Here is a 26,910-nt window from a genome sequence, read left to right as displayed (position 1 = left end):
TCCTTTTAGTCCTTTGCTAGAGGTAATAGAGGTAGACCGAGTTCATTTAGAAACGTGTTATGTTTAGCAGTCGCAGCAACAATATCTTTTTCTATATTAACCAGCTCTTGATGAACAGCTTGAAGATCGACTTTTTCCTCCGGTTTGGCCGTACTCACATATCTTGAAATATTGAGGTTGAAATCGTTTTTCTCGATTTCTTCCATTGATACTCGGCGAGCGTAACGCTCTTCTTCTTTACGGAATTGATAGGTATCAACAATTTTTTGAATATGGTTTGGCAAAAGGCTATTTTGGCGCTTTCCTTTTTCAAAATGGTCTTCATCACTTGCATTGATAAAAAGTACATCATCAGGCTTTTTACATTTCTTCAGCACAAGAATACACACAGGGATACCTGTTGAGAAAAACAAATTGGCAGGCAGGCCAATGACCGTATCAATGTGGTTGTCCTTTAACAACTTAGTACGGATTCGAGCTTCTGCTCCACCACGGAACAACACTCCATGCGGCAAGATGATCGCCATAGTGCCTTCGTCACCTAGAAAGTGAAAGCCGTGCAATAAGAAAGCAAAATCAGCTGCGGACTTAGGTGCAAGTCCATGGCCCTTGAAGCGAAAATCTTCGCCTAAAGCCTCAGTTGGCTCCCATCGATAACTGAATGGTGGGTTGGCAACAACTGCATCGCATTTTAGCTTTTTAGCTGGGTTCATTTCATTTAGTAGATCCCAGTCATTAAGAAGCGAATCTCCATGATGAATTTCAAATTCAGAATCTTTAATCCCATGAAGCAGCATGTTCATACGAGCAAGGTTGTAAGTAGTGATGTTCTTTTCTTGACCGTAAATACGCCCTACACTGCCACCGTCTTCTTTTAGTTTTTTTCTGACATTCAATAGCAGCGAGCCAGAACCACAAGCAAAGTCCAGTACGTTATTGAGTTTCTTTTTCTTACCTGTTGCAGGTTCCTGACTATCCAGTGTTACGATTTCTGATAATATGGTCGATACTTGTTGTGGTGTATAAAATTCACCAGCTTTTTTGCCCGAGCCTGCCGCGAATTGGCCGATCAAATACTCATATGCGTCGCCGAGAGTGTCACTGTCCGTTGAAAAACCTGAAATTCCTTCGGCAATTTTAGTAATAATGCTGCAAAGTTTGGCATTGCGCAGACTGTAATTTTTGCCCAACTTTTCAGAATCCAGATTAATCTCTGAGAACAAACCCTGAAAGCTGTTTTCGAAGGATTTGTTTTCGATGTACTTAAAGCCTCTTTGCAGCGTAAGCAACAATTCATCGTGTTGCGTTCTAGCAAGCTCTGCGATACTGCTCCATAAATGTGCGGGTTCAATCACGTAGTGTACTTTACGGCGCATTTGCTTTTCAAATGCAGGAACATCATCTTCATTTTGTGCATACCATACACTTAACGACGCGCGTTTATCATCACTGTCTAGAGTTGGGTAATCCGATCCAAGTTCTTTTTTTGCTGCAGCCTCATAATTGTCTGACAGGTAGCGTAAAAACAGGAATGACAGCATATAGTCACGAAAATCATCTGCGTTCATTGCGCCGCGCAGATTATCAGCAATATCCCAAAGTGTTTTACCTAGGTCTTTTAATTGTTGTTCGGTCATGGTGTTGCCCTTCTAGTGTTCTCGCCAAGTATTTCCGGCAGATAAAATTGAAAATTGGTAACAAATGCTCTTAGGATTTGCCGGAATAAATCCTGATTATCTTCCCCCATTGGGGTTGGCTCATGAATAGCATATTTCCCATGACTTAGAAGATTGAGAGCGCGGTTAAATAACGCACTATTCTCATCATCATCTAAAGCCTTTAGGCAAAAACTAATATCGGCATGGCCGAAAAAGGCAGCGGTTTTCTCCATAATACTGCGCAAGGCATTGAAGTGGAATGTATAAAGCGTTCCTCCATCAGGATCGGCGGCTCGTTGCAGTTCCGAAAGCGTTGCGACATGGTGAAAATATGGCGTATCTTCAGTGGCACGAAGAATGTAACGATTGTCATTGTTAGGACGATGAAGAAAATACCGTTTGTGTCTTACCTTTGGCTCATTACCTTTTGCTCTGCCGATCTCATTACACATAACATTGAAAAAGAGTGAATGATGCGAAGAAACCACGACTTTCATAGGATTGGGCGTACCATCATCATTCTTACGACTAGTCGCTCTGCGGAGAAGTTTAGCCAAATCACAGGCAACGGAAATTGCGTTGTTGTCGTCAAGCGATGACACAGGATCATCAACGTAGATGTATTTTACCCATTGATATGACTCTTGACCATCAAGCACTCGCTCGCAGATGGCCATAAACATACACCAGATAAAAATGCTCTCTTCGCCTCTGGATATTTTAATATTTTCCTCACCATCTTTGCTAAATTTTACAAAGTGCGGCTTGGTGAATGTTTCATTCCCTTGTTGAATTTCTTTATATTCAAAGTCGAACCCAAAGTCAGCATACCGACTAAGGTATTCATCAATCGTTGGTTCAAGCCCCAAGTTGGTAAACCCATCAAAAAACTTAGAATACTGATTTACCTGCAATCCACGTGTAGCATCATTTTCTAAGTCGTTTTCCCATGTAAATAAGTCTTCAGTGAAGGCATTAAAGTAAAGCGTATCTGGTTTACCGCCGTTATTCTGCTTTCCTCGATCTTTAAAATTCATCGAAAGTCTAGTCTTTCCTGTGCGATTGTACGCATAGAGAAGAACAAGTTCTTTATCATTTAAATCATCGCGCAGACGTGTGACAAGCCCTCGTAGATTTTGATAGGTGCGAATAGCCGTCATCTACTCACCTCATCCATATTAGGAAATAGCTTTTGCATTAATCCTTTTTTATGATCTTTCAACTCTTCAATTTTTTGCGCTTGTGCTCTGATTAGATTGTCAACAGACGAGAGGCAGTCAGCGATTTTTTGTTGCTCTTTAGTATTTAGGGGAATTCTGAATCTAAAATCCTTAAGATCTGCTGTATCAAGCTTTCCAGCACCAATACCAGTTTTTGTGACAGCACCAAGCAGCCTAAGTTCGCTTGCTATTAACAAATAAAGTAAGAACTCTTCAAAAATAGGTTTTTTAAGGTTGAGCGCTTTAACATCCTGATTAAAAGCCACATCACGGCCAGCGATTCCAAGTGGTATTCGCTTGTGTAGCATACTTCCCCTTACTAGCAATAGGAGCGTTCCCTTAACGGCTAAACGCGCCCCTTCCTCTACTGCTAGTTTGGTAATACATCTTTCAGAATCTTCAATCGTAATATCATGCATAGAAGCGGCACTAATCCATGGTATATCACCGTCCCAATAGTCTTCTCGACCTTTGGAGGGTGTTCCTCCAGATGAAAAATTAGTTATATCACCAAATTTTTCCTCGACCCAATCCGGTTCAGCCCCAAATTTAGGAAAGCGCAGTGCGGGAACGGTTTCATCTTCGGCGGGGAAGAGCTTTTGCAATAATCCTTTCTTATAAGATTGGAGCGCTTCGTGCTTTTGTGTATGAGCGGTGATTAGTTCATCAAGAGAAGACAAGCAATCGGCGATTTTCTTTTGCTCTTCTTTCTCTGGAATCGGAGCTAACAACTTTCTAATATCATCGCTGTTAACTGCATCGAAAGTTCCACCCTGCGATATATCGCTCCAGAATGGCTCGAAATGAAGCAGCCACTGGTAAATGAACTCTTGGTAATTACCATGAATAGCCCGTATTGCAGCCATTCCTCTGCCGATACATGCATTATGTTTGGATTTTGCTACAGTACCGACAGGGGCTCGCACACTTAATAAAATATCATCAATTTCACACTCTTTTGTAATCTGTGACGTAAAAATTCTAGGCACTGATAGCCTGCTTTTAATATCAGCATTCCCTTGTAGTAACGGTAGTCCAACGCCATTTTTATTGTACGCTGATGACTTGGGTGAAGACCCCATGACAATTTTAGCGATTTTATTAAGCGGCTTTTTTCCCCACTCATCGGCATACCGATACTCAGGAAAGCGGAGTTCTGGAACTAAACCTTTTTTTTTCAACTTACTCATACGCAGCCAATCCTGAAATCTCACGCCCTTGGGCTAGTTTATTTAGTAGCGGCACTAATTCTTCCATTAACGCTAACTCTGCCTGTGTACGCGCTTTCCACCCTAAATCTAGTGGTTCTAATAATTCGCTGAGCTGTTCGCCATCGAATATCATGCGATCTAAAATATTATCAATGAAACCTTGCAAGGCTTCATGTTCGATATTGTGTTTACCTGCTATTAAGGCGAGTTCCTTGGCCGATTTTTCGGCCTTAAAATTTTGATACCCTTCACGAATAGCTTTTTCGTTCAAGCTTTTATCTGTTGGCAGGCTGTTGATATAATCAACAATATCATCACGCTCATCCATCAAATTGGCGCTGGAGCTAATTAAGTCGATTAATTGTTGGCGGCTCATTTTATGCTTACTTGGTTTATCGTCATCGGTAGATTTCGCGATTAAGCTCATGATGTAGTCGTAATCAATCACAGCTGAAGCAAACAGCACTAACTCGAATTCTAGCTGTTGCACAGGATCATCAGGGTCATTACTGCCTTTGGCTTGTTGAGCCTTTAAGCGTTTCGCCGTTTCGAGGTACATCCCACGGAATCCTCTCAATTGTTCGTCGGGTAGTAATGTATTGACACTCTCTACCTGCTCTTCATTTAGGTCGGTATATTGATCAAGCTGGGTTTTTAAACGTTGAACTTCTTTAAAGCGGTTTATAAATTCGCTTCTGGCGGCATCACCTTTGAGGTTGTTTACGTTCGCTGGGGTACAGGTCAACCCTTGAGAGTCCATGAACTTTTCTAGGTCACTAACAGCGCAATCTAACTGTTCGATAACCTGTGGAGCGGGGTCAACCAACCAGATTTCTTTAGCTCGGTCTTTGTCCTGCCCCGAAAAGCGCGCTATTGCGGTATTAACCGCATCTTCTTGATAACGGAAATCCAATATATTCCCGTATGGTTTCGTATCATTAAGAACGCGGTTAGTACGAGAAAAGGCTTGTATCAAGCCGTGATACTTCAGGTTCTTATCGACATACAATGTATTGAGGTATTTTGAATCAAAGCCAGTAAGCAACATATCGACGACTATCACAATATCGATTTTGTTTTTATGTGGGTAATCCTTGTTTGTATACTTCTGATCTTTAATGCGTTGTTGCACGTCCTGATAATACAGGTCAAATTCACTTATGGTGTGGTTGGTGCCGTACTGCGCGTTGTAATCAGCAATAATAGTTTTCAACGCAGCTTTTTTCTCATCAGGCGCTTGTTGGTTATCTTCTTTTTCTTGAGGCAAGTCTTCTTGTATCTGCTGCACATCTTTATTGCCTTCTGCTGGCGGTGAGAATACGCAGACGATATTCAACTGCTTGTAGCTATCATCTTCCTCCATTTTTGCCGCCTGCGCCTGTTTGAATAGCTGATAGTACTCAATAGCGTTGTTGATAGAGGCTGTAGCCAGTATCGCGTTAAATCGCCTATGGTTGGTCGCAGAATCGTGCTTTTTAAGTATTTCGCCAACAACGGCTTCAGGCGATGGCAGCTTGGGTTTTGATGTTTTCTTCTGCCCTTTGGAGTTACGAAGATCCTCTAGCTTTGGTTTTTCACCAAAGTAGTCGATATGGAAGCGCAGCACATTGCGGTCGTCAATCGCGTTTGTGATGGTGTATGCATGCAACTGTTTTTGGAAAATATCTTCTGTGGTTTTGTATGAACCTATAGTTCCATCAATTTTCTTATAGGTCGCGTTATCTTCAAAGATAGGCGTACCCGTGAAGCCGAATAATTGAGCTTTAGGGAAAAAGGTTTTAATGGCCTGATGGTTATCGCCAAACTGAGAACGGTGGCACTCATCAAAAATAAATACAATTCTTTGATCACGCAGTGGCTCAAGGCGCTCTTTGTAGGTTTGTTTACCGTTTTGTTTATGTTGTTGATTGCGCTTGCTGTTTTCATCAAGTGCAAGTCCAAGCTTTTGAATTGTCGTAACAATGACTTTATCGGCGTAATCGTCCGATAACATGCGGCGAACCAAGGCTTCGGTATTGGTGTTTTCTTCAACACACCCTTCTTGAAATTTATTAAATTCCTCACGTGTCTGACGATCAAGGTCTTTACGGTCTACCACAAATAAGCATTTATCAATATCGGGATTGTCTTTTAACAACGTGGAGGCTTTAAAGGAAGTTAGAGTTTTACCGCTTCCTGTTGTGTGCCAGATATAACCATTACCACGATTTTGATGAATACAATCGACAATCGCCTTTACCGCATAGATTTGATATGGACGCATAATCATAAGCTTTTGCTCACTGGCTACCAAGACCATATAGCGACTGATCATTTGGCCTAAGGTACACTTGGCTAAGAAGTTATCGGCAAAATCGTCAAGGTGAGTGATTTTTGAATTGTCTTCTTTGGCAAGCTGATAAATTGGCAAAAAACGTTCATCAGCGTTAAAACTGAAGTGCTGATTGTGGTTATTGGCAAAATAGAGAGTGTTGTCGCGATTGCTTACAATAAAGAGCTGCATAAAGCAAAGCAGTGTATTGGCATAGCCATTACCCACATCATTTTTATATTCAACAATTTGTTCCATGGCACGGCGAGGCGTGAGGCCTAGCGTTTTCAGTTCTATTTGAACAACGGGAATACCGTTTATCAACAGAATAACGTCGTAGCGGTGATGGCTATTGTCAGTATTAATCCTTAATTGATTAATTACTTCGAATTCGTTTTTACACCAATCCTTTATATTGACTAATGTGTACTGAAGTGGGGTACCGTCTTCACGCTGGAAAGTATTGCGTTCACGCAGTGTTTTAGCGGCTACAAATACATCAGAATTGACGATTTCATCTCGTAAACGAGCAAACTCAGAATCAGTAAGCTTAACATGGTTAAGGGCTTCGAATTTTTTGCGAAAATTCTGCTCAAGGCTGGCCTTGTCACGTATATCTTCACGATAGGTATATTTAAGGTCTTGAAGCTTAGCAATCAAAGCATTTTCGATCTCTTGTTCTTTAGTCATATATCTGCCCCAACATTTATTCGAAACCCAAAACTCATTTATTCGTCTCTTTATTCTTTTTTTCTTCTATCCAGCGATCTATATCCTCAGCCTTAAAGCGCCAGCTTCCACCAACCTTAAAGCCGGGAAGCTTACCCTCTGAGGCTAATCTATAGGCTGTTTTCTCGGCCAACTTGAGATAGTCAGCAACTTCTTTCAAGGTCAGAATTTCATCAGACATCGTTTTACCCACCATGAGATTTATGGGTAGGGTATGAGAAAATTGAGGAGTCAGCAACTATAAACACATGTTTAAACAGCTAATACTCAATTTACGCGATTTTAGAGGGCGTTTGGAGTTTCCAAAAGGCTAAGAAGTGCCCTATGGCCATAGCAGCGGTGAGGGGAGTACACCTGACCATGGTGGGGCTGACTTCAGCTCCTGCTAAGATTAGTCAGGAGGACAGGCATTAGTCCTATTTGTGAGTGATGAAACGGCGATACGTTTTATGACATCGAAATGCTAGATGCTGCATCGGCGTCACAACGAGAGGTATCCAACAGGAGAGTGTTAACGTCTCCTTTGGCAAGCGCAATGTACTACCACATCATTTTTGAACTTTAGTTCAGCAAAAAATGAGTAAGTGGTATTACATTGCACAGCTTGCGCGTAGCGTAAACGTCACTATTAGTGATATTTATTGGCCTAGGTTTGGTATAACAAAGTTAACCATGGGAAGAGGTAGAGCGCAGAGTGCGCCCTGCCACAATAGAGCTTCTATATGAGATTATGCTCTGCAAACGAATACGCTGAGTCATGGCCTACTACCACGTGATCTAACGTTTTAACATCAATTAACTCTAACGCGCTTTTAATACGGTTAGTGATACGGTGATCAGCGTTACTTGGTGTTGCTAATCCTGAAGGGTGATTGTGAGCTAAAATAACAGCCGCAGCATTGAAGCTCAGTACCGCTTTAACAACTTCTCTGGGATAGACAGGGGCACTATTGATGGTTCCCTTAAATAGTTCTTTTAGGCTTAATAACCGATGCTGAGAATCTAAAAACATCACTGAAAAGGATTCATACTCCTTTTCTGATAAGTGTAACCTGAGATAATGAGCGGTATCAGCAGGGCTTTCAATCGCATGAGCTGGCTTTTGTAGTCGTTTTTCTAGGATGGAAATAGCTTGAGTGATGATATCTTGTTCTGACATTCATATAACTTTCTTTTAACAGGTTTAATTATCGTCCAAAATGATCGGCGATATGAGGATGTTTGATGCGAAAATACAAATCGATCAGGCGAAGACGTTCCAGCTTCCGAACATGCATTTTAGGCGATAGTCCAGAGCTGTCTGGGGAAAGAAAGTAGCTGAGCCAGCGCATATCACTGTCTTGAAAAACTTCATCAATTACTGGGACGTTGAAACGCCTACCATTGTAGTGACAGATAAGACCATGATAATCCCTTAGCGTATCTGCTATTTCATCGAGCCATAACCGACGGGGTAAATCGATATTTCTAGTCGCCACCCAGAGACGGCGATAATAACTTTTTTTATTCAACTGTTGATCAGTGGCGACAAAAACAACGTCACGTTTAGACTTAGTGTGCATTACACATTCCTTTCTATTACAGGTTTTTGTTTTAGGGGAATTGCAACCTAAAGGATGTGTGGGAAGATTTTGGGAAAGAACGAAAGATTAGTGCTATTTTTCGTAAATAGTGCTTTTTAACATTCTATTGAATGCAGTCTATGAGTAGTAGCATTAAACTATTCTGGTTTAAATGGAGGGATTTCTAGTGCTCCGACTGCTTCAAGCATTTCAGTGATTTCATCGTGTCCAGCGTTTCTTGCTAATCCAAGAGCAGTTGCTTTTACAGTGTCCTTTTCAAAAATGCTATCAGTGTCAACCTTCTTTTCTAATAATGCTTTAACAACTTCTTCTTGGCCGTTGGCAGAAGCAACCATTAGTGCTGTTGAGCCATTAATATCTTTAACTGTCAAAGCCGCATCCTTTTCAACTAAAGCCAATGCAGCCTCTTTTTGACCATACCGACAAGCGAACATAAGTGCAGTCCAACCGCCATCATTTTGTACTGGCAGATTGGCATCTCTCTCAATTAGTGCCAGTGCTATTTCTTTTCGTCTATGGCAGCAAGCATACATCAACGCCGTGTTGTTCATATTGTCTTGAGCCGCCAAATTAGCGTCTTTTTCCACTAATGCCAATGCCACTTTTTTCACATAACAAAAACAGGATAAGGACAGCATCAACGCTGTTTTGTTTTCATTATCTTGAGCAGTTAAGTTAGCTTCTTTTTCTATTAACGCTAACGCAACTTCTTCTTGAGAGGAATCGCAAGCAATCATTAGCGCCGTCCAACCTTTATTGTTTTGTGCCGCTAAATTTGCCTCTTTATCTACTAATTGAAGCGACAACTCTTTCTGGTTACAGTCGCAAGCAAACATTAAGGCCGTCCAGCCTTCATTATTTTTTACTTCCAGATTAGCGTTAGCCTCCACTAATGCCAGTGCAACTCTTTTTTGGTCAAAACGACAGGCAACCATTAAAGCTGTCCAGTTTTCGTGATCTTGAGCCGCCAAACCGACTCCCTTTTCCACTAGTGACAGCGCAACCGCTTCTTGCCCATAACGACAAGCAAGCATAAGTGCCGTTCGACCTTCATTATTTTGTGCTATCAGATTTGCATCTCTTTCTACTAGCATCAGCGCAACCTTTTCCTGGCCATAACTGCAAGCGTACATTAGTGCAGTCCAACCGCCTCCTCCTTTCTTGATGATATTTGATCCATTATTTATTAGCATTTCAGCAATCAATGAGTTGTTAGCGAAAATGGCCAGCATCAGGCTAGTATATTCATCATCCTCCAAATCATCCCAAATAGAGGTGAGTTCAATTACATGTTTGGGTGGCTCTTGATCCCTTTCTTGATGAAGACCGAGATATACAAACGCGGCCAATACATGGTCTGCTTGTAATATATTGAGAGGCGGCTGATAAAGATCGTCGGGATTAACTTGACTTAAAAAATCACTTGCTTTTGCTTCTAACTTTTTGTTCCGGATGTAAAGAGTATTTTCTTTTCGTCTTAGCCCTTTGCCTTTCAGGGTTAAATAGATTTCAAAGCAAGCCATTGATGATGCCCAACGAAACAACGCGCAGTTAGCAAAGGCTTTAGATTGGAGCAGATCACTTATTTGTTCCCAACACTGAATGATTACGCTAGCGTTTTGATCATCATTAGAAAGGTTGCGCGCTAATCGTGTTAAAAAGGCCACAAACTCAATAGCGCTTCGCTCTCTCGCTGCCCCTTTATCCGATACGATTAATTCTGGCAGGTATTCTTCTATATCCAGACAGTGTTCTAGAAAGAGTAAGAAGAAGGTTTCCCCGAGGATATCAGGTTCATAAGGCTTGAGTTTGACGCTATCATTTCCCGACACCACACTGTGACAGAGGCTTCGAAATTTTTCTGTTTCTTCGATCGCGTCTAAAGCTGAGTTAGGCATGGCGTGAATGAGTGATCTGAAATTAGCGCCGCGTTTAGCTGTCGCAGCCGCAATACAACAGGCCGCCCATTTGCCCATTTTTTTATCTTTGCCTTTTAATCGCCATGTAAGACGATTGCTACCTTGAAAATAGTGTTTAATTAAATCTCGCCGATTAAACGTAAAGTAATCTTCTGTGCTTTCTTTATGCTCTTTTTTTCGTCTGATAGCATCCCCTACCAGCGCCGCAAACAAGGCGTGCCTTGCACCAGTGGTCGTCTGTAAATAAGTTAGCCCATTGCGGATTTCAGGCTCATTACTTGGATTAGTTGGTTTTTCTTTTTCCTTGTAGACTACTGCACAGATAACTTGTGTCAGGAATTCATCGTATTTCGCCAATTGCGTTTCATCATCTTCATCAGGCACCACAAGCTTTAATGGAGCATGTGCATAGAAAAGCGGTTTTTCATTCACGATAAAGTTATCACCTCCTCTATCCTCAAAGCCCCAACGAGGATCACGTAATAATGCTTCCATACTGTTGGGGGTTGCATGATCGAGTAGCAGCAATCTAACTGGGTGATCGAAGGCCGTTTTTTGAGCATTCGATATAATGGATGCAATTTCTTCATCATAGCCATATAGGTAATCGATGGAGATAACTGCCGGACTTTGTGGCGTCCACCCATGCCAATTTATCTTGGTTTCTGGTGTTACTTTTATGTGTGCCCAACCATCTCGCTTTATTTGATTGGCCCAATGGTTAAGCAATCGTGTTTTCCCCGTACCAGAGGGGCCTACCACTGCCCATACTTGAAACTGACCTTTGTTTGGGTGGCCTTTGGCAAAATCATTCAGCGCCTTTAACTCATCTTCGCGCCCTATAAAGGGGATAGCTGTTTCATTACTAGCGCTGAGCCAGTCGTCGTCTGAAATTAAAAGCGGGGTTTTGAGAGCTAGTGTATTTTCTTTATGCTCTTTTGGTGTGGCGTCTTTTGGTGTGGCGTCTTTTGGTTGGGGCTGACCAGCATATATGGACGTTATTGTGTTTCTAATCTTATCTTCAATGTCATGAATTGGTCGCGATTTTAGGTGATTTTTTTCATAGAATTCAAAGAACTCAATGACGACATTTTGAAGAGTGGTGGGCGTTAATAACGCGATGGCCTTAAAAGCCGCGGCAGTTCTATGGGGTTTACTTTTTTTATGGTGAACTTCCCCAGTTTGTGTGACTGAGGCTTCCCCTGTATTTCTGAAAGTATTCCAACTTGCATCGGGATCGATGCTGGACATCGCAGTTTTTATAGCGCCATGCGTTGCACCAATATGCTTGCGCTGTTCTTGAATAAAGCAAACAATGTCTTCTTGTCGAAGCTGATAGTAAGTCACGTCATTTTGGATAGACGTCTGACTTCCTATATAAAATATCTTTTTGTCACCGACATTTTTACAGTTTATTACCGCATCAAATAGTTGTTCAAGAAGTCCACCTGAAATCTCAAATTCTGGTTGATTGCTGCCTACACCCATAGATATAGCGTCCTATTTCCGTTATGCCCTTTCTATTTTAAATGAAACAAACTTAGTGCTATCAAAAGCGTCTTACCTTAAGGCTCGTAAAATTTGAGTCCTTTAGGTGGTAGTCCTGCGGCCTCTCTGGCTTCACCATCAAGTATTCTCTTTTCAGTATCCAACATATCTTCGTATTCATCCTCCACAATGGAGTTCGGATATAAGGTATTTACATAGCTGTCCATCATGGACATTAAAAACCCTGTTCCAGACTTTCCGTGTTTGTGATTGCGGCCAGATATAAATTCCAAGAGTCTAGTGTGCTCTGGTGCCCATCCTGCACCGTTGAATGTAACAGTTACACTATCACCATCAGTTTGAACCTCAATAGGTTTATCCTCTTTTTTCATGAGTTTCGACTTTCTATTTCGTTTTTTGCTCAATGAGCCCTATCACAGACGAAGAAAATCGCGCAAGAAAAAACCATAAAATACTGATAGTAATGGCTTTTTAACAGTTTGGACAAGTTGTCCAAATTCTGCCCCGTTTTCCCTCATCGTATTGCCCTGAATTTCCGAGATATAAAAACCGTGTCAACCAGATGCGGGAGCTAACCATGAAAAATGACCGAGTAGAAACCATCCATCATCAAGCTTTAGAACTGGGCAGTATTGGTGAATATGTTGAAGGGGATTCTTTTACTCAAATAATTGAGTTTGACGACGGTATCACTATCACAGCGGCGGTCTATGACAGTACCGAAATTCACATTAGAACTAGCAAAGGAGATTTAGTCTTTCACGCGACAGAGTTTTATGACTGTTGTTTAGCAATTCATATCTATGAAGCCGGAGATTGGGAAGCCAGTCTTGAGCGCGAGTTCAATTTTTTAACCCAAAAATATCAGCGCCCGTAATGGCGTTTTTAGGAGGTATGCTATGAGTAATGTAACTGCTTGTAAGCAGCGTATAGAAGCTTTAAGGCAAAGCGCTTTATCCCCCTTGGGGGATAAGCGAGCAAAAGTCGAGCAAGGCTTATTAGAAGTTGAGACGTTAGAGCCTGAACAAAATAACAGCATTGATTTCAGTGCAGGTTTACAAGATGAAATTGATCATGTTCTTTCCCGCACCGCCGAGGATTTACCCGACAAGCTTTGTGCGATTGACAACGCGCAAAATGAAATAAATACCTTTAAGACAGAATTAGGCATAGAACGTGATCCGACTATGCCTAACGTTTTGTTTAACTTCCTGTTTTTTGCTGCACTAACTGGCTGCGAAAGTATATTAAATGCATCGTTCTTTGCTACAGCACATCTAACTGGATCGCCGGTAGATGCCTTGACACTTGCAGGGCTTATTGCCTTTACAAATGTAACCGTTAGCGCAACGTTTGGCTTTTTTGTATTGCGCTATTCTAGTTACGGCAAAAATGCGATTGATCCCAGTGATTATGGGCTTAATCGATCACTTGCCAAGGTTGGCTTGACGTTGTTCGTCATTATTGCTGCCCTATTTCACCTAGAGATAGGGTTGGTGCGTTCGCAAGAATCTCTTGTGGTAACGCATTCAGTAGATAGTTACTTGGCCATATTTAATGTTCCTGAAGCAATCTTCTTAATTCTTACTGGAAGCTGTTTGTCTCTTTTGTCGTTCGTAAAAGCGAGAACAGCTTTTAGTGATCCAATTCCTGGCTATAGCGCGCTTTATCGAGCCCTAGAGCAAGCGGTTGAGGACAAAGAAGACTTAAGGGAAGAAGCAACAGAACAAATCGAAGTTCTGATTGAGGACTGTTTAGACGAGTTTGAATCTCGTAAGAAGGCCGACGATAAGGCAAGAGAGGCATACAACAGCGCCGTTCTGGATGTTAAGGCACTTATCTCTGACTTAGAAAATCATCTATACCAATCTCAAACTCGCCTGTATCAAAACGCGCAAACGCTGGTTAGTAAGTTCAAACTCACACCGGATGAGATTGCCGATTTGAACCTAGAGATAGTCTGTCGCTTCGATTCATTGTTGAGCGTCGATGTGCCACAGGCCTTTCCGCCTCCTAAGGAAGCAAAGCTTCCCAATACGCTTAGAATCACAAAAGCCAAGGCAGTAAAAGCACTTGACGCACTATTCGCATCCAATAAGGAGGAAACACTATGAAACACATGCGCCTATCTCGAAGACAAAAGAAGAAGCTACCGCTTATGCTTGGAGTATCTGCGCTTCTTGCGGGAAGCGTAGTGACGGGAGGCTATCATATTGTTCAAGCACTAGGGAAACCTGTTGCTGACGCAAATGGTTGCTACGCTAGTGTGAATGGGGCGCAAACTACTGTGCTTATCGATGCGTCTTCCCCACGCTGGACGACCGAGCAACAAAGGGGGCTACACACCTATGTCTCGCGCTTGTATCAAGGGTTGAGATTCAATGAACGACTGAATATTTACACAACAGAGGGAGATGTTATTTCTTCAGTTCCTACACCGAGGTTAACGCTTTGCGGTGGTGCAAGAACTGCGCACGATCTGGCGAAGATAGGATTAGATAGTGCCTCCGATGGTTATCTATCACGTCAACGCCAGCGAAACTATGATCAAATTTTTGCGCCAAGCATGCAGGAGATTTTAAAAATCACACCTGACGTTAAACGTGAGCAGAAAAAGCAGTCACCGATTCTAGAAACAATCCGTTCTATTAGTCAGATTAGTCCGTTTAAATCAGGAGACCGTTTTGTCGTTGTAAGCGACCTTATTCAAAATACTGAATCTGCACGTTTTTGTAGCCACAAAGGCCACCTACCGAGCTTTGAGAGGTTTAAGCAGCGTTCCCAGTATAGCGTGTTAAAGCCTGAATCTTTCAACGGTGCGAGCTTAGAAGCACTCATGCTGATGCGATCTGGATACGGTCAAACGGGTTACCTACCGTATTGCACAGAAAAAGAACTACGTGACTTTTGGAAAGCATTCTCTTTGGATAACGGAGCGTCGTCTTTTTCTCTTTCACGTATACGTTAACCGTGAGGTTGGACTTATGACGCAAACATCATCAACTGAAAACCAATCACGTATCTTGCCACAGACAATTGTCTGTGGCGGATGTGGCTGGTTCGCTTTGAATAATCAACCCTTTTTATTCGCTGATGGGATGATTAATTGGTTACCAACCATATGTGGTGTGCTGGGTGTTTTAGCTGCTGTTAACTTAACCGCGCAGCTTCTTACCCAAGGTGCAAGGTTATTGGATTGGTTGGGTTTACATCAGCCTAAGCCCAATGCAAATGCTTCCCGTTGGGCGAGCTATAAAGACATCAAGCCATTGATTTATAAAGGGGGTACGCCGTTTTGGGGAGTGATGACCGACAAACAAAAAACGCCTTTATTCATCGACTTTGAAAGCAACGCACTTGTAGTTGGCCCTGCTGGTTCTGGTAAAGGTATTTACTGTGTTATTCCAAATATCTGCGCTTTGGCTGGCAAGTATTCAAAGTTAGTCGTGGATTTTAAGGGGGAACTTGCCGCCATGATGGTCGATTATTTAACACGCAGCGGCGAGCAAGTTTATACCTTGAATCCATCGGGCAAGTTTTCAAGCATTGTGGGTAAAAGTGCCAGTTTGAATCCACTTGATGTGATCACGGATGATTTGTTCAATGCGGGACAGCTCATCTATATCATGGAAGATGTACGCGAGTTTAGCGACATGCTCATAACTGACACGTCGGGCAATACTGATCCATTTTGGCCGCTTGGCGCAAAATCTGTGATTGAGCTTGCTACATTGATCGAATGCATCATTGAGGGTCGTGAAGCTCGCCTTTCACAGGTCGCGTTATTGATCGAAGATCGAATTCGTTTACAACAACATTTATGCTGGATTATCGGACACGATATGAATGGCGGGCCCTCGTCAGATGGAGCTATGCCGATTGAGCAAGCACAATGGGCTGAACAACACTCATCGCAAGACGTAAACGAGTTTGCTGCCCTGATCCGTGCTCGTGCAGGGGCGATGCTCAAGTTAATGAGCGGTAAAGACAGTAAGACGTTTGATAGCTTTGTGACCCAAGCACAGCAGGCAATCGCTCCTTTTGCTTTTGGTTCATTAGCTAAAGTGACAAACAAGACGACCATTCCCATCAAAGAGCTAAAAAGTCCAGATAGCGTGAGTTCTATTTTTATCATGCTGGATGAAAGCCGCTTACAAACCAGCAAAAAATACATTGAACTTGTGCAATGGCAACTCTTGTTGATGGTCAAACGTCATCCACACAAGCATGTGCCTGTTTATGCATTTTTTGATGAAGCAACCAATTACAAAATTAAAGGATTATCGTCTTTGATGACATGGGGCCGTGGTTTTGGGCTTCGCCTATTTATTTTTATTCAGGTGTACTCTGAGTTCGTACGTGTTTACGGCAAAGAAGACGCGCAAACCCTATTGTCAGAAACACAAAACAAACTTTTTTTACCAAAACAGCAATCGCCAGAAATCTTAGAGCTCATATCCAAGATGCTAGGACAGCAAGCTATTGTCAGTGTTAATCAATCACAGGACAAACATGGGCAAGGAATACAAGACAGTGTGAGCCAAGCCGAAAAACCATTGATGAGTTCAAATGCTATTCGCCAGTCCGAGCACGGCATTTTATTTGTGAAGGACAAACCACCCATAAAAATTGCGCCCGTCTCTTATGCTGAGATAACTCCTTGGCGGCGACTAGTTGGCATTAACCCATATCACAAAAAGCCTTTTATTAAGAAAGTGAAACTCAAAATCAAACGGTGAGGATAACCACCATGATTAAGAAGCCTTACATGAACAGTTACAGAAAGAGCGCCATTGCGCTGCGCTTTTTGGCGCGCTTACTACGCCTATGCCCTTTATTGATGTTAGCTGGGCTATATGTTGCACCTGTCTCACCGCACATTCTGTGGTCCTACAAATACAAACTATATGCCAGCGGGCAGAAGCGAATGACAGTTTGTCACTATCTCGGTTTTCATGGGGTGGTTCGTTATCAGGATGGTGAACAATGTCCCACAATGATCATGTTAGATCGCGGCCACTGGTTTTAAAAAAGCGAATCAACGCGCTTAGTCCATTTTTTTATTCCACATGAGGAAATAGATATGACGGATAAAAACGCAACGGGCAAACGTCCAGACTTTATTGCCTATAACGTGAATCAAGACCGACAAGGGAAAGGCCATTTTAGCCGCATAGGCGCTGCTTGGTCACATAAAGACGGTCAGGGAATGGATATACAGTTAGATGCTACGCCAGTGTCAGGCCGTTTAACGCTGAGAGAGTTGCGCACCGAGAAAATACAGCCTACCCACAAGCTAAACAGCTCCAAGGGGGAGGGATACTTAAAGCAAAACAGAGAAAGCTCCGATGAGCACACACGATAAGGCTGTTTCAAAAAACAGTGGTGTGACATATGCGTGGAGTAATCGGGAACTGCGCCAACAAATGGATGAAAAGTGGCTGGTAATAGCCCCCTTGCGGCCTGAGTTTAATCAGGCCGCACACCACAAAATAAAAGAGGAACGGAAAAAGCGGCAATCTAACATGGTTGAGCAGGAAGCATGCTCTCCAGAGCTAAGGCCAAATAATTCACTAAGCCTTTCTGTTTTGCGCAAGCACTTTGAGAAGCAATGGCAGGTTGAATTCAAAAATGCTCAACAACAGCATGAAGCCCAACGTGAAGTTGATAATGACAGCAACCATAAAAATACACCTGATTTTCCCGAATTTGAGCGGTCTCGATGATAAAACATGTCTTGGCGCTCAACTTCCAAGCGAATACTTTTTGACAGAAAAGGGTTATATATGGCAAATAATTCTAGTGACATTGATTTAACAGCAAGCGAACTTCCCGCTGAGGAAAATGCCCCTACCAAGCCTTTGGTGCTTTTTCCTGAAGATTATTACTCAGACATTCAAGATCTTGACCTTACGCCTGAACAGGCTAATGAGTTGTTGTCCACTCTTTGGAACATAATGAGTACAATGGTCAATATTGGATGGGGCGTAGATACTGTGCAAATAGTACTGCCTGAGCTGTTTAATAGTGACTCATCTAAGCGTCACAACCTTCACAATATATCTAACAGCGAGGAAAATGATAATGAGCAGTAAACCAATAGAGAGAAAAGCTCTTATATATTGTCGTGTTTCAGACCCAAAACAGAAACGAGATGGGCATGGCCTAGAAAGTCAACAACACCGCTGCTTTCAGTTTGCGGCACAACACAATATGTTGGTTGAACGTGTTTTTCATGACGATGTGACTGGCGGTGGTGACTTTAAAAAACGTCCAGCTATGACCGAGCTGCTGGACTATTTAAAACATAATCGCCATACAAAATATGCAATTGTGTTTGATGACATTAAACGTGCAAGCCGCGATGTATATTTTTACTGGGCGCTTATACGTGAATTAGAGCAATACGACGCAATCCCGATGTCTCCAAACTTTGTGTTCGAGAAAACACCTGAGGGTCGATTACAGCAATCAATTACAGTTGCAGCTGGCGAGTACGAGCGCGAATCTAACGCGCGTCAGACATTACAAAAAACGAAATCTCGTTTAGAAAAAGGCTACCATACCTTTACCGCGCCTGCTGGCTACAAATATATTAAACACAAGATAGAAGGTAAAATATTAGTCAAAGACGAACGAATTGCGCTCGTTGTTAAGGAAATGATCGAGGGCTATGCCTCAGGACGTTTTCAGACCAAACAAGAAGCGAGGTTCTTTTTAGAAGCATCTGTTGACTTCCCAAAAGGTAAAAGCGGTCGAATTGGAAACAGCCAAGTTGATAAAATCCTCACTAATCCTCTATATGCGGGGATGATAGAGTATAAGCCTTGGGACGTGAGCATGCGTAAAGGTCGTCACGAAAGTTTGATTTCCTATGACACATTTTGTCAAATACAAGATCGCCTCAAAGGCAGTGCATATGCGCCAACTCGAAAAAATATCAGTGAAGACTTTCCTTTGAGGGGAAGTGTCGAGTGTAAATGTGGCAGAGCACTAACAGCCTGTTGGTCAAAAAGCCGAAGTGGCACATTGCACCCATATTACCTATGTCAAAACCGTAAATGTGAATTGAAGGGGAAGTCGATCCGAAGAGACCTACTGGAAGGAGCGTTTGAGTCTATGCTCAGACAACTTACACCTCGCCATAATCTAATCACGCTTGCTGAAAAAATGTTTTCTAAACTCTGGGAGCACCGGGAAAGGTCTGCACAAGAGCATAAAAGTTCATTAGAAAAAAGCATGAAAAAGCTCGATAGAGAGATTGAACAGTATTTAGATCGCATCATAGATACGCAAAGCAGTACTGTTATTAAAGCACTCGAAAAAAGGATCGAACAAATGGAGCAAAGAAAACTGCTTTTAGAGGAGCAATTCACCAATGCAGGCCAGCCAATGAAACCAGTTGATGAAATGTATCGAACCGCTTTAGAATTTCTTTCAAGTCCTTATAAAATATGGGAAAATGGTGGGCTTGCTGAAAAGAGAGCTGTTCTAAAGCTAACACTAAACCAGAGGTTATCATGGGATGAAAAAGGCATGTATCGAACACCTAATTTTTCTTTGCCATTTAAGGTGTTAGGAGATTTTTTTATGTATAAAAGAGAAATGGTGCCCAGAGGCGGAATCGAACCACCGACACGAGGATTTTCAACCCTTAACGCTTGTGCATCTAACATACTGTTTTTACTACACAAACCCACAAAATATTTCCTATAACTTTCGTCTAGTTTAATATTTATGGTTAATTTAGCTAAAATTACTTTGTTTTTAATAGCTTAGAAATTTTAGCTAAACATACAATTCTTAATTTAAAAATAATGCCTTTTTATGACTACTTTTCAATGCTTTGTTTTTTCTTATCATCTGGCGACTTAGGCGTGACTGGCGTTACTTGTGAGTAACCTCGCCGATAAACACGCTTTGTTGTTGCCACACTTGAGTGGCCCAATAACTCAAATGCCTGAGTAATCGTCTCACACTCACTTGCTGTTTTAGCTCGTAAGTCACGATCCTGAAAGCGCTGCTCTGGTTGTAACTCACCACTTTCGATTGCTGCACGCATCGCTTTGTTCCATGCAGTTCTAAAACCGTCAGGCGTCAGCGCTTGTTCCTTTCGTGCATTAGCGCTTGATGCAAAGAAATACCAATGTAATAACGGCGTTCTGTGCTTTCTAGTGGTGCGGTAACCATTAATTTGTTTAAGCTCGCTGATGATAAAGCTAAGGTGATCCACCGCTTCAAACTGCAACCGGCTACCTGTTTTTGATGCTTGAACTTTGAGTCCTTTTTCGTCATCCCAGTCTTTGCTGCTAAGTTTAAGCATGCCGGTTTGCCTTAAGCCGGTTGCCAGCTTTAGCGCCACATATAATTGCAGCCATCAAGGGCAATACTTAACAAACACTGCCAATTCATCATCTGTGACTAGCCGATCTCTTGGCTGTTCTGGGTTACGTATAATTCCATGAAATGGTGTGTCGTCAATTACGCCCCAACGCACAGCATGAGACATAATGGTGCTCAGTAACGCAAACTCACGATTGCCTCTTACCGGTGCCTCCTCTCGATTTCTAAGATCGAGATATTGATAGGCATGCCAGGCTCTGAGCACTCTTGGGTTCATATGACCAAAGCGCTTTATCAAATGCTTTGACGCACTAATATTACTCTTATGGGTCGATTCTGCCTTGTTGGGTGAAATCTCTTTGAGATAACGGTCAATCAAGTCATGCATCGTTTGACACTCAAAATTAATCGATGCGTAAGCGTAGTAATTGCGAAAAGCTTCACTCAGCGTTTTACCAAGGCGGATATCTTTCTGACCACTTGCCCTTAAGTAATAGGTATTCCCTTTTTTATTAAAGATCATGCCCTTGGGCAGGTTTGCATTTTCTGCAGAACGTTTTCTTCCCATGACCGCTTACCCCGTGTACAGCTCATCATCACTAAGCGTAGCCCCGCCACGCTTAATTTGACAGCTATCACTCGCGCCCAGCTCTGTTTCAATCGTTTTACGCAAAACTTTGGGCCAGCCAAAGGAATCAAGGGTGAAAGTAATATGCATTGAGATCAGTTGCTCAATTTGCTTCTGGCGCTGCTTACGGCCAGTTAACTCAGCAACTTCAGTTTTAGATAGGAATGTGCTCACGAAATCCTCCAACGAATAAGTAACCACGACTAACAACTAGCCGTGAATCAGCTTGGGACTAACCTTATTCGCGATAATCAGAATTTCGCTTTTGCTTATTTCTGCTGATTTCCCAATATTTCAGCGTTTTTTACTCTACTTTATGAGTTTTTGGTTTGCAATAGTTCGAATGAAATTAGAGAGGCGATTTGTAGTATTTAGAAATCAGTCCATGAGCTATTTAAGAAGAAAACAGCTCATTAATAAACACTGCTATGGGGTCTATATCTATAACCATCGTCGTTGAATGTAACCCAAATTACCGAACTTTGGAGAGTAAGCTGGGTAATATTGATTCTTGAACTCTTCAACAGCATTTCCTTTATTTATCATATTATTTTCAAGCATATACATAAGGGCTATCGAAGGGCTTCGAGATTCACCTAAACTACAGTATATGAACACAGAGTACCCTTGATCTAAGTTATTTTTTATAAAGTTGAGTGCTGGATCTATCATCGCATCGTTAACATATTTTGGGTCTTCACCATCAATCATATTTAAATAAATTGCTTCTTCTGTTTCTTTAAATAAGTAATGTGGATGGTTTTTATCACAACCTCTTCCTGTCCAGCCTACTACAGATTGGTGAGTGACAAATCCGCCAGCTCGATTTAATGCACACACGATTTTCATTCCTTGTGATTTTGCAACAGTGTATTCTTCCTTCGTTCCAACATATAAGTCTAAGTTACCTATTTTTAACATTTCTTTCTCCATAAAACTTACTACGAAGTTTAGTGTTTGAGTTCCTAGATTTTTAGCTCATTAAAAGAGCCTAAAAGGGCTTTTGTCTTGATTCAATAAAGTAAATGTGCTCTTCTTTAGTCGTAACCCAGTTAAGTATAGGAATGATAAATTGAAATTCATATCTCTTGCGAAAATGCTTGGTGAAGCAATTTTGGAAACTATGGAAGAGAGTAACAAAGCTACCTCTGAACATTGTTATAACGATATCGATGACTTTTCTAATTCTTACCGTCTGAATGAACAATGCGAGATTATTACTGACCTAAAGGGGGATAATGCACTAGAAACAGGTGGTCAGTGGTTGAGAAAAGAGAGCAATTTTAAATAGTGATTAACGAAACACAGTCATTCTTAGATACTGCAATAACTCCGCATAACAAGCTTTAATAAGGTTCGTTGGACAGATAGTCGATCGAACTCATTTTGGACAATTTCGCGTTACGAATAGCAACAACACCAAACTCATTTGCATGAGAATATGTATGGAAAGACTTTATCTCATAAATCAATTTTGATGAATCACTACAAGTGGAGTGGGAGTTGCGTCGAGGGAAGACGTGCAATAATTGAAGGTTAAAATTGAAGAAATGGATAACCACCTGACTATGCTGGAAAATAAGTTGATAGACCGGTAAATCGATAGTATTTACGGTAATGATATTTTAAGGCACAATAAAAAAAATTCTCTGTTTTGGGCTATTTATGTCTTCAGTACAAACGCTAAATCTATATCCAATAGACTATCCATTTGAAACACTTATCATGCGAGTTAAAAAAAAGAAGTTGATCTTGGATCCTGATTTTCAGCGAGTGTATAAATGGGACAAAGATGGTGAAGTAAGAGCTTCTCGCTTCATAGAGTCTTGCTTGATGAGAATTCCATTACCGGCATGTTACTTTTCAGAAGATGAGAATAAAAACCATCTTGTTATTGATGGTGTTCAACGAATAACCACGATTCAGCGTTTTTTCGACGATGAGTTTGCGCTCGACGGTCTGACAGTCTTTACTGAGCTGAATGGCAAAAGATTCAGTGAAATAGGTCAATTCAAAGATGACCTAGAAAACTACACTATTCGCTGCATAGTTTTACGCAATGATAATCCCCGAAACTTAGTTCAAGACATTTTTGCCCGACTGAACGAGGGCTCAGTAGTTTTGTCTCATCAGGAGATTCGCCACGCGCTATATGCCGGTCAACTGAATAACTTGCTAAACGAGCTGGCTACAGACCCAAGAATATACGATTTCGGCAAAGGGAAGCTGGGAACTAAAGAAAAACACTCTCAAGAACCTCAAGAGCAAGTTTTACGTTTCTTTGCATTTAAGTATTGGTCTGATAAGTATGACGATAACTTAAAGAAATTCTTAGATGATTACATGCAAGCTAATCGAAAGTTGACTGATGAAAAGGTGGAAGAATATAAAACAATGTTCTTGTCAGCTTTAGAAAAATGTCATGATGTTTTCGGTGAAGAAGTATTCAAAGACATGACTAAGAGCAGACCTAAACAGAGTTTAGTTCACTATGATTTATTGATGAAAGACTTCTCTAATAGGGATAGAAATTTCTTGCGTGAGAATAAAGAAGATATCGTCGAGAAGTTCAATGAGTATTGCAATACTCCAGCAATCAAAAGAACTATGAGTGGTGGCACTCTTTTGAAGAGCAAAATTCTTGCAAGAGAAAAGGTTTGGTCACGGTTGATGGATAGTATTTGATATGCCACACACTCAACAGTATTTAACTTCGCAAGAGCTAATGGATAGCCTAGTCGAGCTGGTTGAACAGTCTGAACTACGATTTCAAGCAGACGACGACCTTTTTGGCGAGCACATGAACCTGTTCGTCAGGTCTTATATGGTTTTGATGTGTGCGTACCTTGAGTCTTATCTTAAAAACTTAACAAAGCACTACATAGATAAAGTTGATGAGGCTTTAGTTGCTTCTCCATACCCCAAAAACCTTTTCAGGTGGTCTGTACAAAGAGAAAAGTATAAACATAACAACGATGGAATTTGTGACTTTTTTAGTTTAGGGATTAGTAGTGACGATATTGATAAAAACTTGTCTGCAAATCCTCATAAGACCATACCGTTTTTTGCTCGTTTAGGTATTCGCCTTGAAGCGATTGATGACTTCTCTGATATAAGTGATCAGGTTGAAGCAATAGTAACTAAAAGAAATAACATAGTACATTATAATGATGATGCAAGTGACGTTGGAGCTAGAGACATAATCGAAAATGTCGAAGTGCTAAAGCAATACATGAGAGTCTTAGATAGCGAAATTAGCAGCAGCCTAAATCGTTTACGAATTGACTAGAATGACAGGTCAAAACCACATGAGGTTGAAAAGTGGTTATGTCTGTCGTAGTTTCTGATTATATACCTGTAATATAAAGACTTTAATGGACAGAAAGTCGTCTTCGGCTGGCTTAACGCGTTTTAAGTTAGGCGCTGTGTTCGAAAAAGCATGAGAGAAAATAAGTAAACGGAGTTGAATTTGACCACCTATCTAATTGATGAAAGTCACTTGGGGGCAAAAACGAGTTATGCTTGAAGGTTCGCTGTGGGCACTCATGTGACTATCAGTTTTGATTAAGCCCTCACAATCAAACCTGGCAGATTAGGTTAAGACTTATTCATCTTAGCTACTACAGCTAAGAATCAGCTAATGTCATGTCTAATTGCTGCAAAGAAATTAAACCTGATAATCCTCATAAAAAATCACCTTTGAATATGTACTACCTAGCACCTTTGCTCGCCGCTTTTCGGGCAACTTTACCACCAACCTTTCTAGCAGCATCACCACCACTTCGACCGGCAGAGCCAGCTCCTTTACTCATGCCCTGAAAGCTTCCAATAGCGCCACCTAAGCCCAAACCAGCATAGGTTAATAACGATGTAAGGATGAAAGGGAACGCAATAAACATCATATCTGTTATACGCTGGCTGTTCATCATAACGTTAGGTTGCGTTAACACATCAACGACGGGAACGCTTGAGCTATTAGCAACCGTCTGAATAAACGCCTTTTGAAAAACAATTGTAAGCTCCCAGAAGAATGGCCAGAACTGTATCGAAACAAATAGCGCCCCAACGGTCGTAGCCATTTTTATACTATACTGGCTTACCATGAGAACCAAAGGAAAGGCCGCCAATAGAATCAGTATTGCAGCGCCTTTAATCATAGGCGCGGCTGATTGAACTAAACTAGCTTCGGCATAATCAGGAACAGCAGAAACTATATTACCGACAGTACCCATTAGTCGGTTAAACCAATTGCCAGCAGTCCCCCAGAAACCTTCACTTTGCAGTCCATAGTCTCTTGTTTCTGCACCTTGAATACGGTGCATGGCCACCTTGCTGAAATAAGCCTTTTCCATTAGCTTATCTTCATACCAGGTATCAGAAACGTCATGGTAAGATACCTGCAAGAGCGCCCATATACTGCTCTTATCATCCTCAGGCATACTATCCCATAGACGCTTACGGAGGCTCATATCGTTACTGCTAACGCTGATACCGCCATAACCTGCTCCGATACCTTGCCACCATTCACGACACGAAGGGAAACCGCCCACTTGGTGAATACACTGGCCACCGTTGCAATCAATTTCCCCGTTACTTTCCGCTTGCTGGCTCTCAGACCACTTAGGGATATGCTTATTGGTTCGCGCTCCTTGCCAACCAGGTAACAAGACTTGAGAATAGAAGCCATTTCCTATGTTTCCGTAGTAAGCGTTATTCATAAATGAGTTATGTCCTGGCCACGGTTGAGCATCTGTACGAGGATCATCTATCCACGGCATATTCTTATCGCCTTGGCGTAACGCTCTATTGAGTGCCGGTTGATAACACTGTTTTATAAATTCCTTTGTTTCGATGCGTAGCGCTGTATCAGCAATACGACTATTCAACAAAGTGTTTCTAGCCCCTGTTAAATTAAAACCACAAGGTAAACTGTCCACCGCTTCAATAGAAAAGCCAGTTCCGTAAGCTCTAGCCAGCCCAATAATAAGAGGAATTCTTAACTCATTATTCGATAGCAAGACCCCCAAATCCTTTGCGGGGCCGTTTTCTTTAAAGAAGCCGTTGTTAATTTCTGGCTGCTTGTAACCTTCGCACTGCTTGCTGTATAGCTGAAAGCTATCTACCTTAAGCGGCACCATCGGATAAAAGGCAACTAGAAACACAAACATTTGCATATAGATGCCAATTTCCAGCTTGTTAAGTATGGCCACCTTCGCTTCTTCATCACCTTCAAACGCTTTTATTAATTGGGTTACAATGAACACAATCACAGGTGCAACTATCAGTTTAGTGCTGATAGCAATATCAGTTATAGTGTTGAGGGCATATACCCCTGTAGCAAAAAAATACAGGTCGCTTAGGCTTGTGAATGTCATGCGATCACCGTCAAAATTGGAACGGCTAACAATGCAACCAGAACACGCACTTTCTTAGTTTGTAGATAGTCTGCTTGTGCTTGTGATAGACGCTTGGATCTCACTAACCAAGCTAAGCCTTTTTCAAAGCGAAAAGTCAGCACCAATGAGGCAACGATGACCAGAATATCAGTGATAGAACCAATAGTTACAGTAGATTTATTCATGGCCACTAAGCCAGCAAGGAAACTATCAGCTCCGTTCACTATCGCACTAGGATTACTGATAACAAGGCCTAACAACAAGGCTTGAAGCGCCAGAACTGCAACTGAAATGATAAGGGTATTTTTAAGAAATGTTTTCATACAAAGCTCCGTATTTCGTAAATCAAAAACATCGAGCCGCAGCCAATCCACGCCTCAACTAAATTCTTCTTTTTTGCTCT

Annotated in this window: 27 protein-coding genes; 12 read left to right on the top strand and 15 right to left on the bottom strand. The window is 41.7% G+C overall.

Features of this window, described 5'->3' with window-relative positions; all coding sequences use genetic code 11:
• Positions 1–5: 5 nt before the first annotated feature.
• From BET10_RS05410 to BET10_RS05370, 9 genes are all read right to left on the bottom strand, one after another.
• Positions 6–1,637: a type I restriction-modification system subunit M gene (locus tag BET10_RS05410; protein ID WP_070983911.1), complete on the bottom strand. Its 1,632-nt coding sequence runs from the start codon at positions 1,635–1,637 to the stop codon at positions 6–8.
• The gene (locus BET10_RS05405; protein ID WP_070983910.1) at positions 1,634–2,818 is read right to left on the bottom strand and encodes an AAA family ATPase; all 1,185 of its coding nucleotides are present in this window, start codon (positions 2,816–2,818) and stop codon (positions 1,634–1,636) included. Before BET10_RS05405 ends, BET10_RS05410 begins: the two co-directional genes overlap by 4 nt.
• Positions 2,815–4,068 (bottom strand): restriction endonuclease subunit S, encoded by a 1,254-nt coding sequence (locus BET10_RS05400; protein ID WP_070983909.1) that lies wholly within the window; start codon positions 4,066–4,068, stop codon positions 2,815–2,817. Before BET10_RS05400 ends, BET10_RS05405 begins: the two co-directional genes overlap by 4 nt.
• Positions 4,061–7,090, bottom strand: coding sequence for a type I restriction endonuclease subunit R (locus BET10_RS05395; RefSeq protein ID WP_070983908.1), 3,030 nt, complete (start codon positions 7,088–7,090; stop codon positions 4,061–4,063). The genes BET10_RS05400 and BET10_RS05395 overlap by 8 nt, the downstream gene beginning before the upstream one ends.
• A gap of 34 nt (positions 7,091–7,124) precedes the next feature.
• Positions 7,125–7,310, bottom strand: coding sequence for a methylation-associated defense system helix-turn-helix domain-containing protein MAD1 (gene mads1 / locus BET10_RS05390; RefSeq protein WP_070983907.1), 186 nt, complete (start codon positions 7,308–7,310; stop codon positions 7,125–7,127).
• Positions 7,311–7,847: 537 nt separating this feature from the next.
• The gene (radC, locus tag BET10_RS05385; protein ID WP_070983906.1) at positions 7,848–8,288 is read right to left on the bottom strand and encodes a RadC family protein; all 441 of its coding nucleotides are present in this window, start codon (positions 8,286–8,288) and stop codon (positions 7,848–7,850) included.
• Between the two features lie 28 nt (positions 8,289–8,316).
• Complete coding sequence (locus BET10_RS05380; RefSeq protein ID WP_070983905.1) at positions 8,317–8,691, bottom strand: hypothetical protein; 375 nt, start codon at positions 8,689–8,691, stop codon at positions 8,317–8,319.
• Between the two features lie 158 nt (positions 8,692–8,849).
• A complete protein-coding gene (locus tag BET10_RS05375) occupies positions 8,850–12,119 on the bottom strand; it encodes an ankyrin repeat domain-containing protein (protein WP_070983904.1) in 3,270 nt (1,089 codons plus the stop codon).
• 77 nt (positions 12,120–12,196) lie between these two features.
• Positions 12,197–12,511 (bottom strand): hypothetical protein, encoded by a 315-nt coding sequence (locus tag BET10_RS05370; protein WP_070983903.1) that lies wholly within the window; start codon positions 12,509–12,511, stop codon positions 12,197–12,199.
• Positions 12,512–12,717: 206 nt separating this feature from the next.
• On the opposite strand from BET10_RS05370, the gene BET10_RS05365 reads away from it, so the two are divergent.
• From BET10_RS05365 to BET10_RS21770, 9 genes are read left to right on the top strand one after another with little or no spacing between them, the layout of a single operon-like run.
• On the top strand, positions 12,718–13,017 hold the full coding sequence (locus BET10_RS05365; RefSeq protein ID WP_070983902.1) for a hypothetical protein: 300 nt from the start codon (positions 12,718–12,720) through the stop codon (positions 13,015–13,017).
• A 22-nt stretch (positions 13,018–13,039) separates the two neighbouring features.
• Positions 13,040–14,254, top strand: a complete 1,215-nt coding sequence (locus tag BET10_RS05360; protein ID WP_070983901.1) for a hypothetical protein — start codon at positions 13,040–13,042, stop codon at positions 14,252–14,254.
• Positions 14,251–15,108, top strand: coding sequence for a hypothetical protein (locus BET10_RS05355; RefSeq protein ID WP_070983900.1), 858 nt, complete (start codon positions 14,251–14,253; stop codon positions 15,106–15,108). The genes BET10_RS05360 and BET10_RS05355 overlap by 4 nt, the downstream gene beginning before the upstream one ends.
• 16 nt (positions 15,109–15,124) lie before the next feature.
• Positions 15,125–16,879, top strand: coding sequence for a type IV secretory system conjugative DNA transfer family protein (locus tag BET10_RS05350; protein ID WP_070983899.1), 1,755 nt, complete (start codon positions 15,125–15,127; stop codon positions 16,877–16,879).
• A 29-nt stretch (positions 16,880–16,908) separates the two neighbouring features.
• Positions 16,909–17,169, top strand: a complete 261-nt coding sequence (locus BET10_RS05345) for a hypothetical protein (RefSeq protein ID WP_139158538.1) — start codon at positions 16,909–16,911, stop codon at positions 17,167–17,169.
• Between the two features lie 54 nt (positions 17,170–17,223).
• On the top strand, positions 17,224–17,505 hold the full coding sequence (locus BET10_RS05340) for a hypothetical protein (protein WP_070983897.1): 282 nt from the start codon (positions 17,224–17,226) through the stop codon (positions 17,503–17,505).
• Positions 17,489–17,866: a hypothetical protein gene (locus BET10_RS05335; RefSeq protein ID WP_070983896.1), complete on the top strand. Its 378-nt coding sequence runs from the start codon at positions 17,489–17,491 to the stop codon at positions 17,864–17,866. Before BET10_RS05340 ends, BET10_RS05335 begins: the two co-directional genes overlap by 17 nt.
• Positions 17,867–17,926: 60 nt before the next feature.
• Positions 17,927–18,235: a hypothetical protein gene (locus BET10_RS05330; protein WP_070983895.1), complete on the top strand. Its 309-nt coding sequence runs from the start codon at positions 17,927–17,929 to the stop codon at positions 18,233–18,235.
• Positions 18,225–19,856 (top strand): recombinase family protein, encoded by a 1,632-nt coding sequence (locus BET10_RS21770; RefSeq protein WP_070983894.1) that lies wholly within the window; start codon positions 18,225–18,227, stop codon positions 19,854–19,856. The genes BET10_RS05330 and BET10_RS21770 overlap by 11 nt, the downstream gene beginning before the upstream one ends.
• Before the next feature lie 115 nt (positions 19,857–19,971).
• Here the strand turns inward: BET10_RS21770 and BET10_RS05320 are convergent, their stop codons facing one another.
• The 4 genes from BET10_RS05320 to BET10_RS05305 form a co-directional block, all read right to left on the bottom strand.
• A complete protein-coding gene (locus tag BET10_RS05320; RefSeq protein WP_139158537.1) occupies positions 19,972–20,463 on the bottom strand; it encodes a site-specific integrase in 492 nt (163 codons plus the stop codon).
• A 54-nt stretch (positions 20,464–20,517) separates the two neighbouring features.
• Positions 20,518–21,051, bottom strand: coding sequence for a hypothetical protein (locus BET10_RS05315; RefSeq protein WP_070983892.1), 534 nt, complete (start codon positions 21,049–21,051; stop codon positions 20,518–20,520).
• A gap of 6 nt (positions 21,052–21,057) precedes the next feature.
• Complete coding sequence (locus BET10_RS05310; protein ID WP_070983891.1) at positions 21,058–21,285, bottom strand: DUF4224 domain-containing protein; 228 nt, start codon at positions 21,283–21,285, stop codon at positions 21,058–21,060.
• Positions 21,286–21,552: 267 nt separating this feature from the next.
• Positions 21,553–22,044, bottom strand: coding sequence for a dual specificity protein phosphatase family protein (locus tag BET10_RS05305; protein ID WP_240503648.1), 492 nt, complete (start codon positions 22,042–22,044; stop codon positions 21,553–21,555).
• 139 nt (positions 22,045–22,183) lie between these two features.
• On the opposite strand from BET10_RS05305, the gene BET10_RS05300 reads away from it, so the two are divergent.
• From BET10_RS05300 to BET10_RS05290, 3 genes are all read left to right on the top strand, one after another.
• Complete coding sequence (locus tag BET10_RS05300; RefSeq protein WP_070983890.1) at positions 22,184–22,402, top strand: hypothetical protein; 219 nt, start codon at positions 22,184–22,186, stop codon at positions 22,400–22,402.
• A gap of 374 nt (positions 22,403–22,776) precedes the next feature.
• On the top strand, positions 22,777–23,796 hold the full coding sequence (locus BET10_RS05295; protein ID WP_070983889.1) for a DUF262 domain-containing protein: 1,020 nt from the start codon (positions 22,777–22,779) through the stop codon (positions 23,794–23,796).
• A 1-nt stretch (position 23,797) separates the two neighbouring features.
• On the top strand, positions 23,798–24,400 hold the full coding sequence (locus tag BET10_RS05290) for a HEPN domain-containing protein (RefSeq protein WP_070983888.1): 603 nt from the start codon (positions 23,798–23,800) through the stop codon (positions 24,398–24,400).
• 421 nt (positions 24,401–24,821) lie between these two features.
• On the opposite strand, the gene BET10_RS05285 is transcribed toward BET10_RS05290, so the two are convergent.
• Together BET10_RS05285 and BET10_RS05280 are read right to left on the bottom strand one after the other, a co-directional pair.
• On the bottom strand, positions 24,822–26,486 hold the full coding sequence (locus BET10_RS05285) for a conjugal transfer protein TraG N-terminal domain-containing protein (RefSeq protein WP_070983887.1): 1,665 nt from the start codon (positions 26,484–26,486) through the stop codon (positions 24,822–24,824).
• Positions 26,483–26,830, bottom strand: coding sequence for a hypothetical protein (locus BET10_RS05280; RefSeq protein WP_070983886.1), 348 nt, complete (start codon positions 26,828–26,830; stop codon positions 26,483–26,485). Before BET10_RS05280 ends, BET10_RS05285 begins: the two co-directional genes overlap by 4 nt.
• Positions 26,831–26,910 lie beyond the last annotated feature (80 nt).

Source organism: Pseudoalteromonas amylolytica (assembly GCF_001854605.1).
Taxonomy (GTDB): domain Bacteria; phylum Pseudomonadota; class Gammaproteobacteria; order Enterobacterales; family Alteromonadaceae; genus Pseudoalteromonas; species Pseudoalteromonas amylolytica.
Note: the sequence above shows the minus strand (reverse complement) of the source record. Positions and strands in the feature narration are given on the sequence as shown.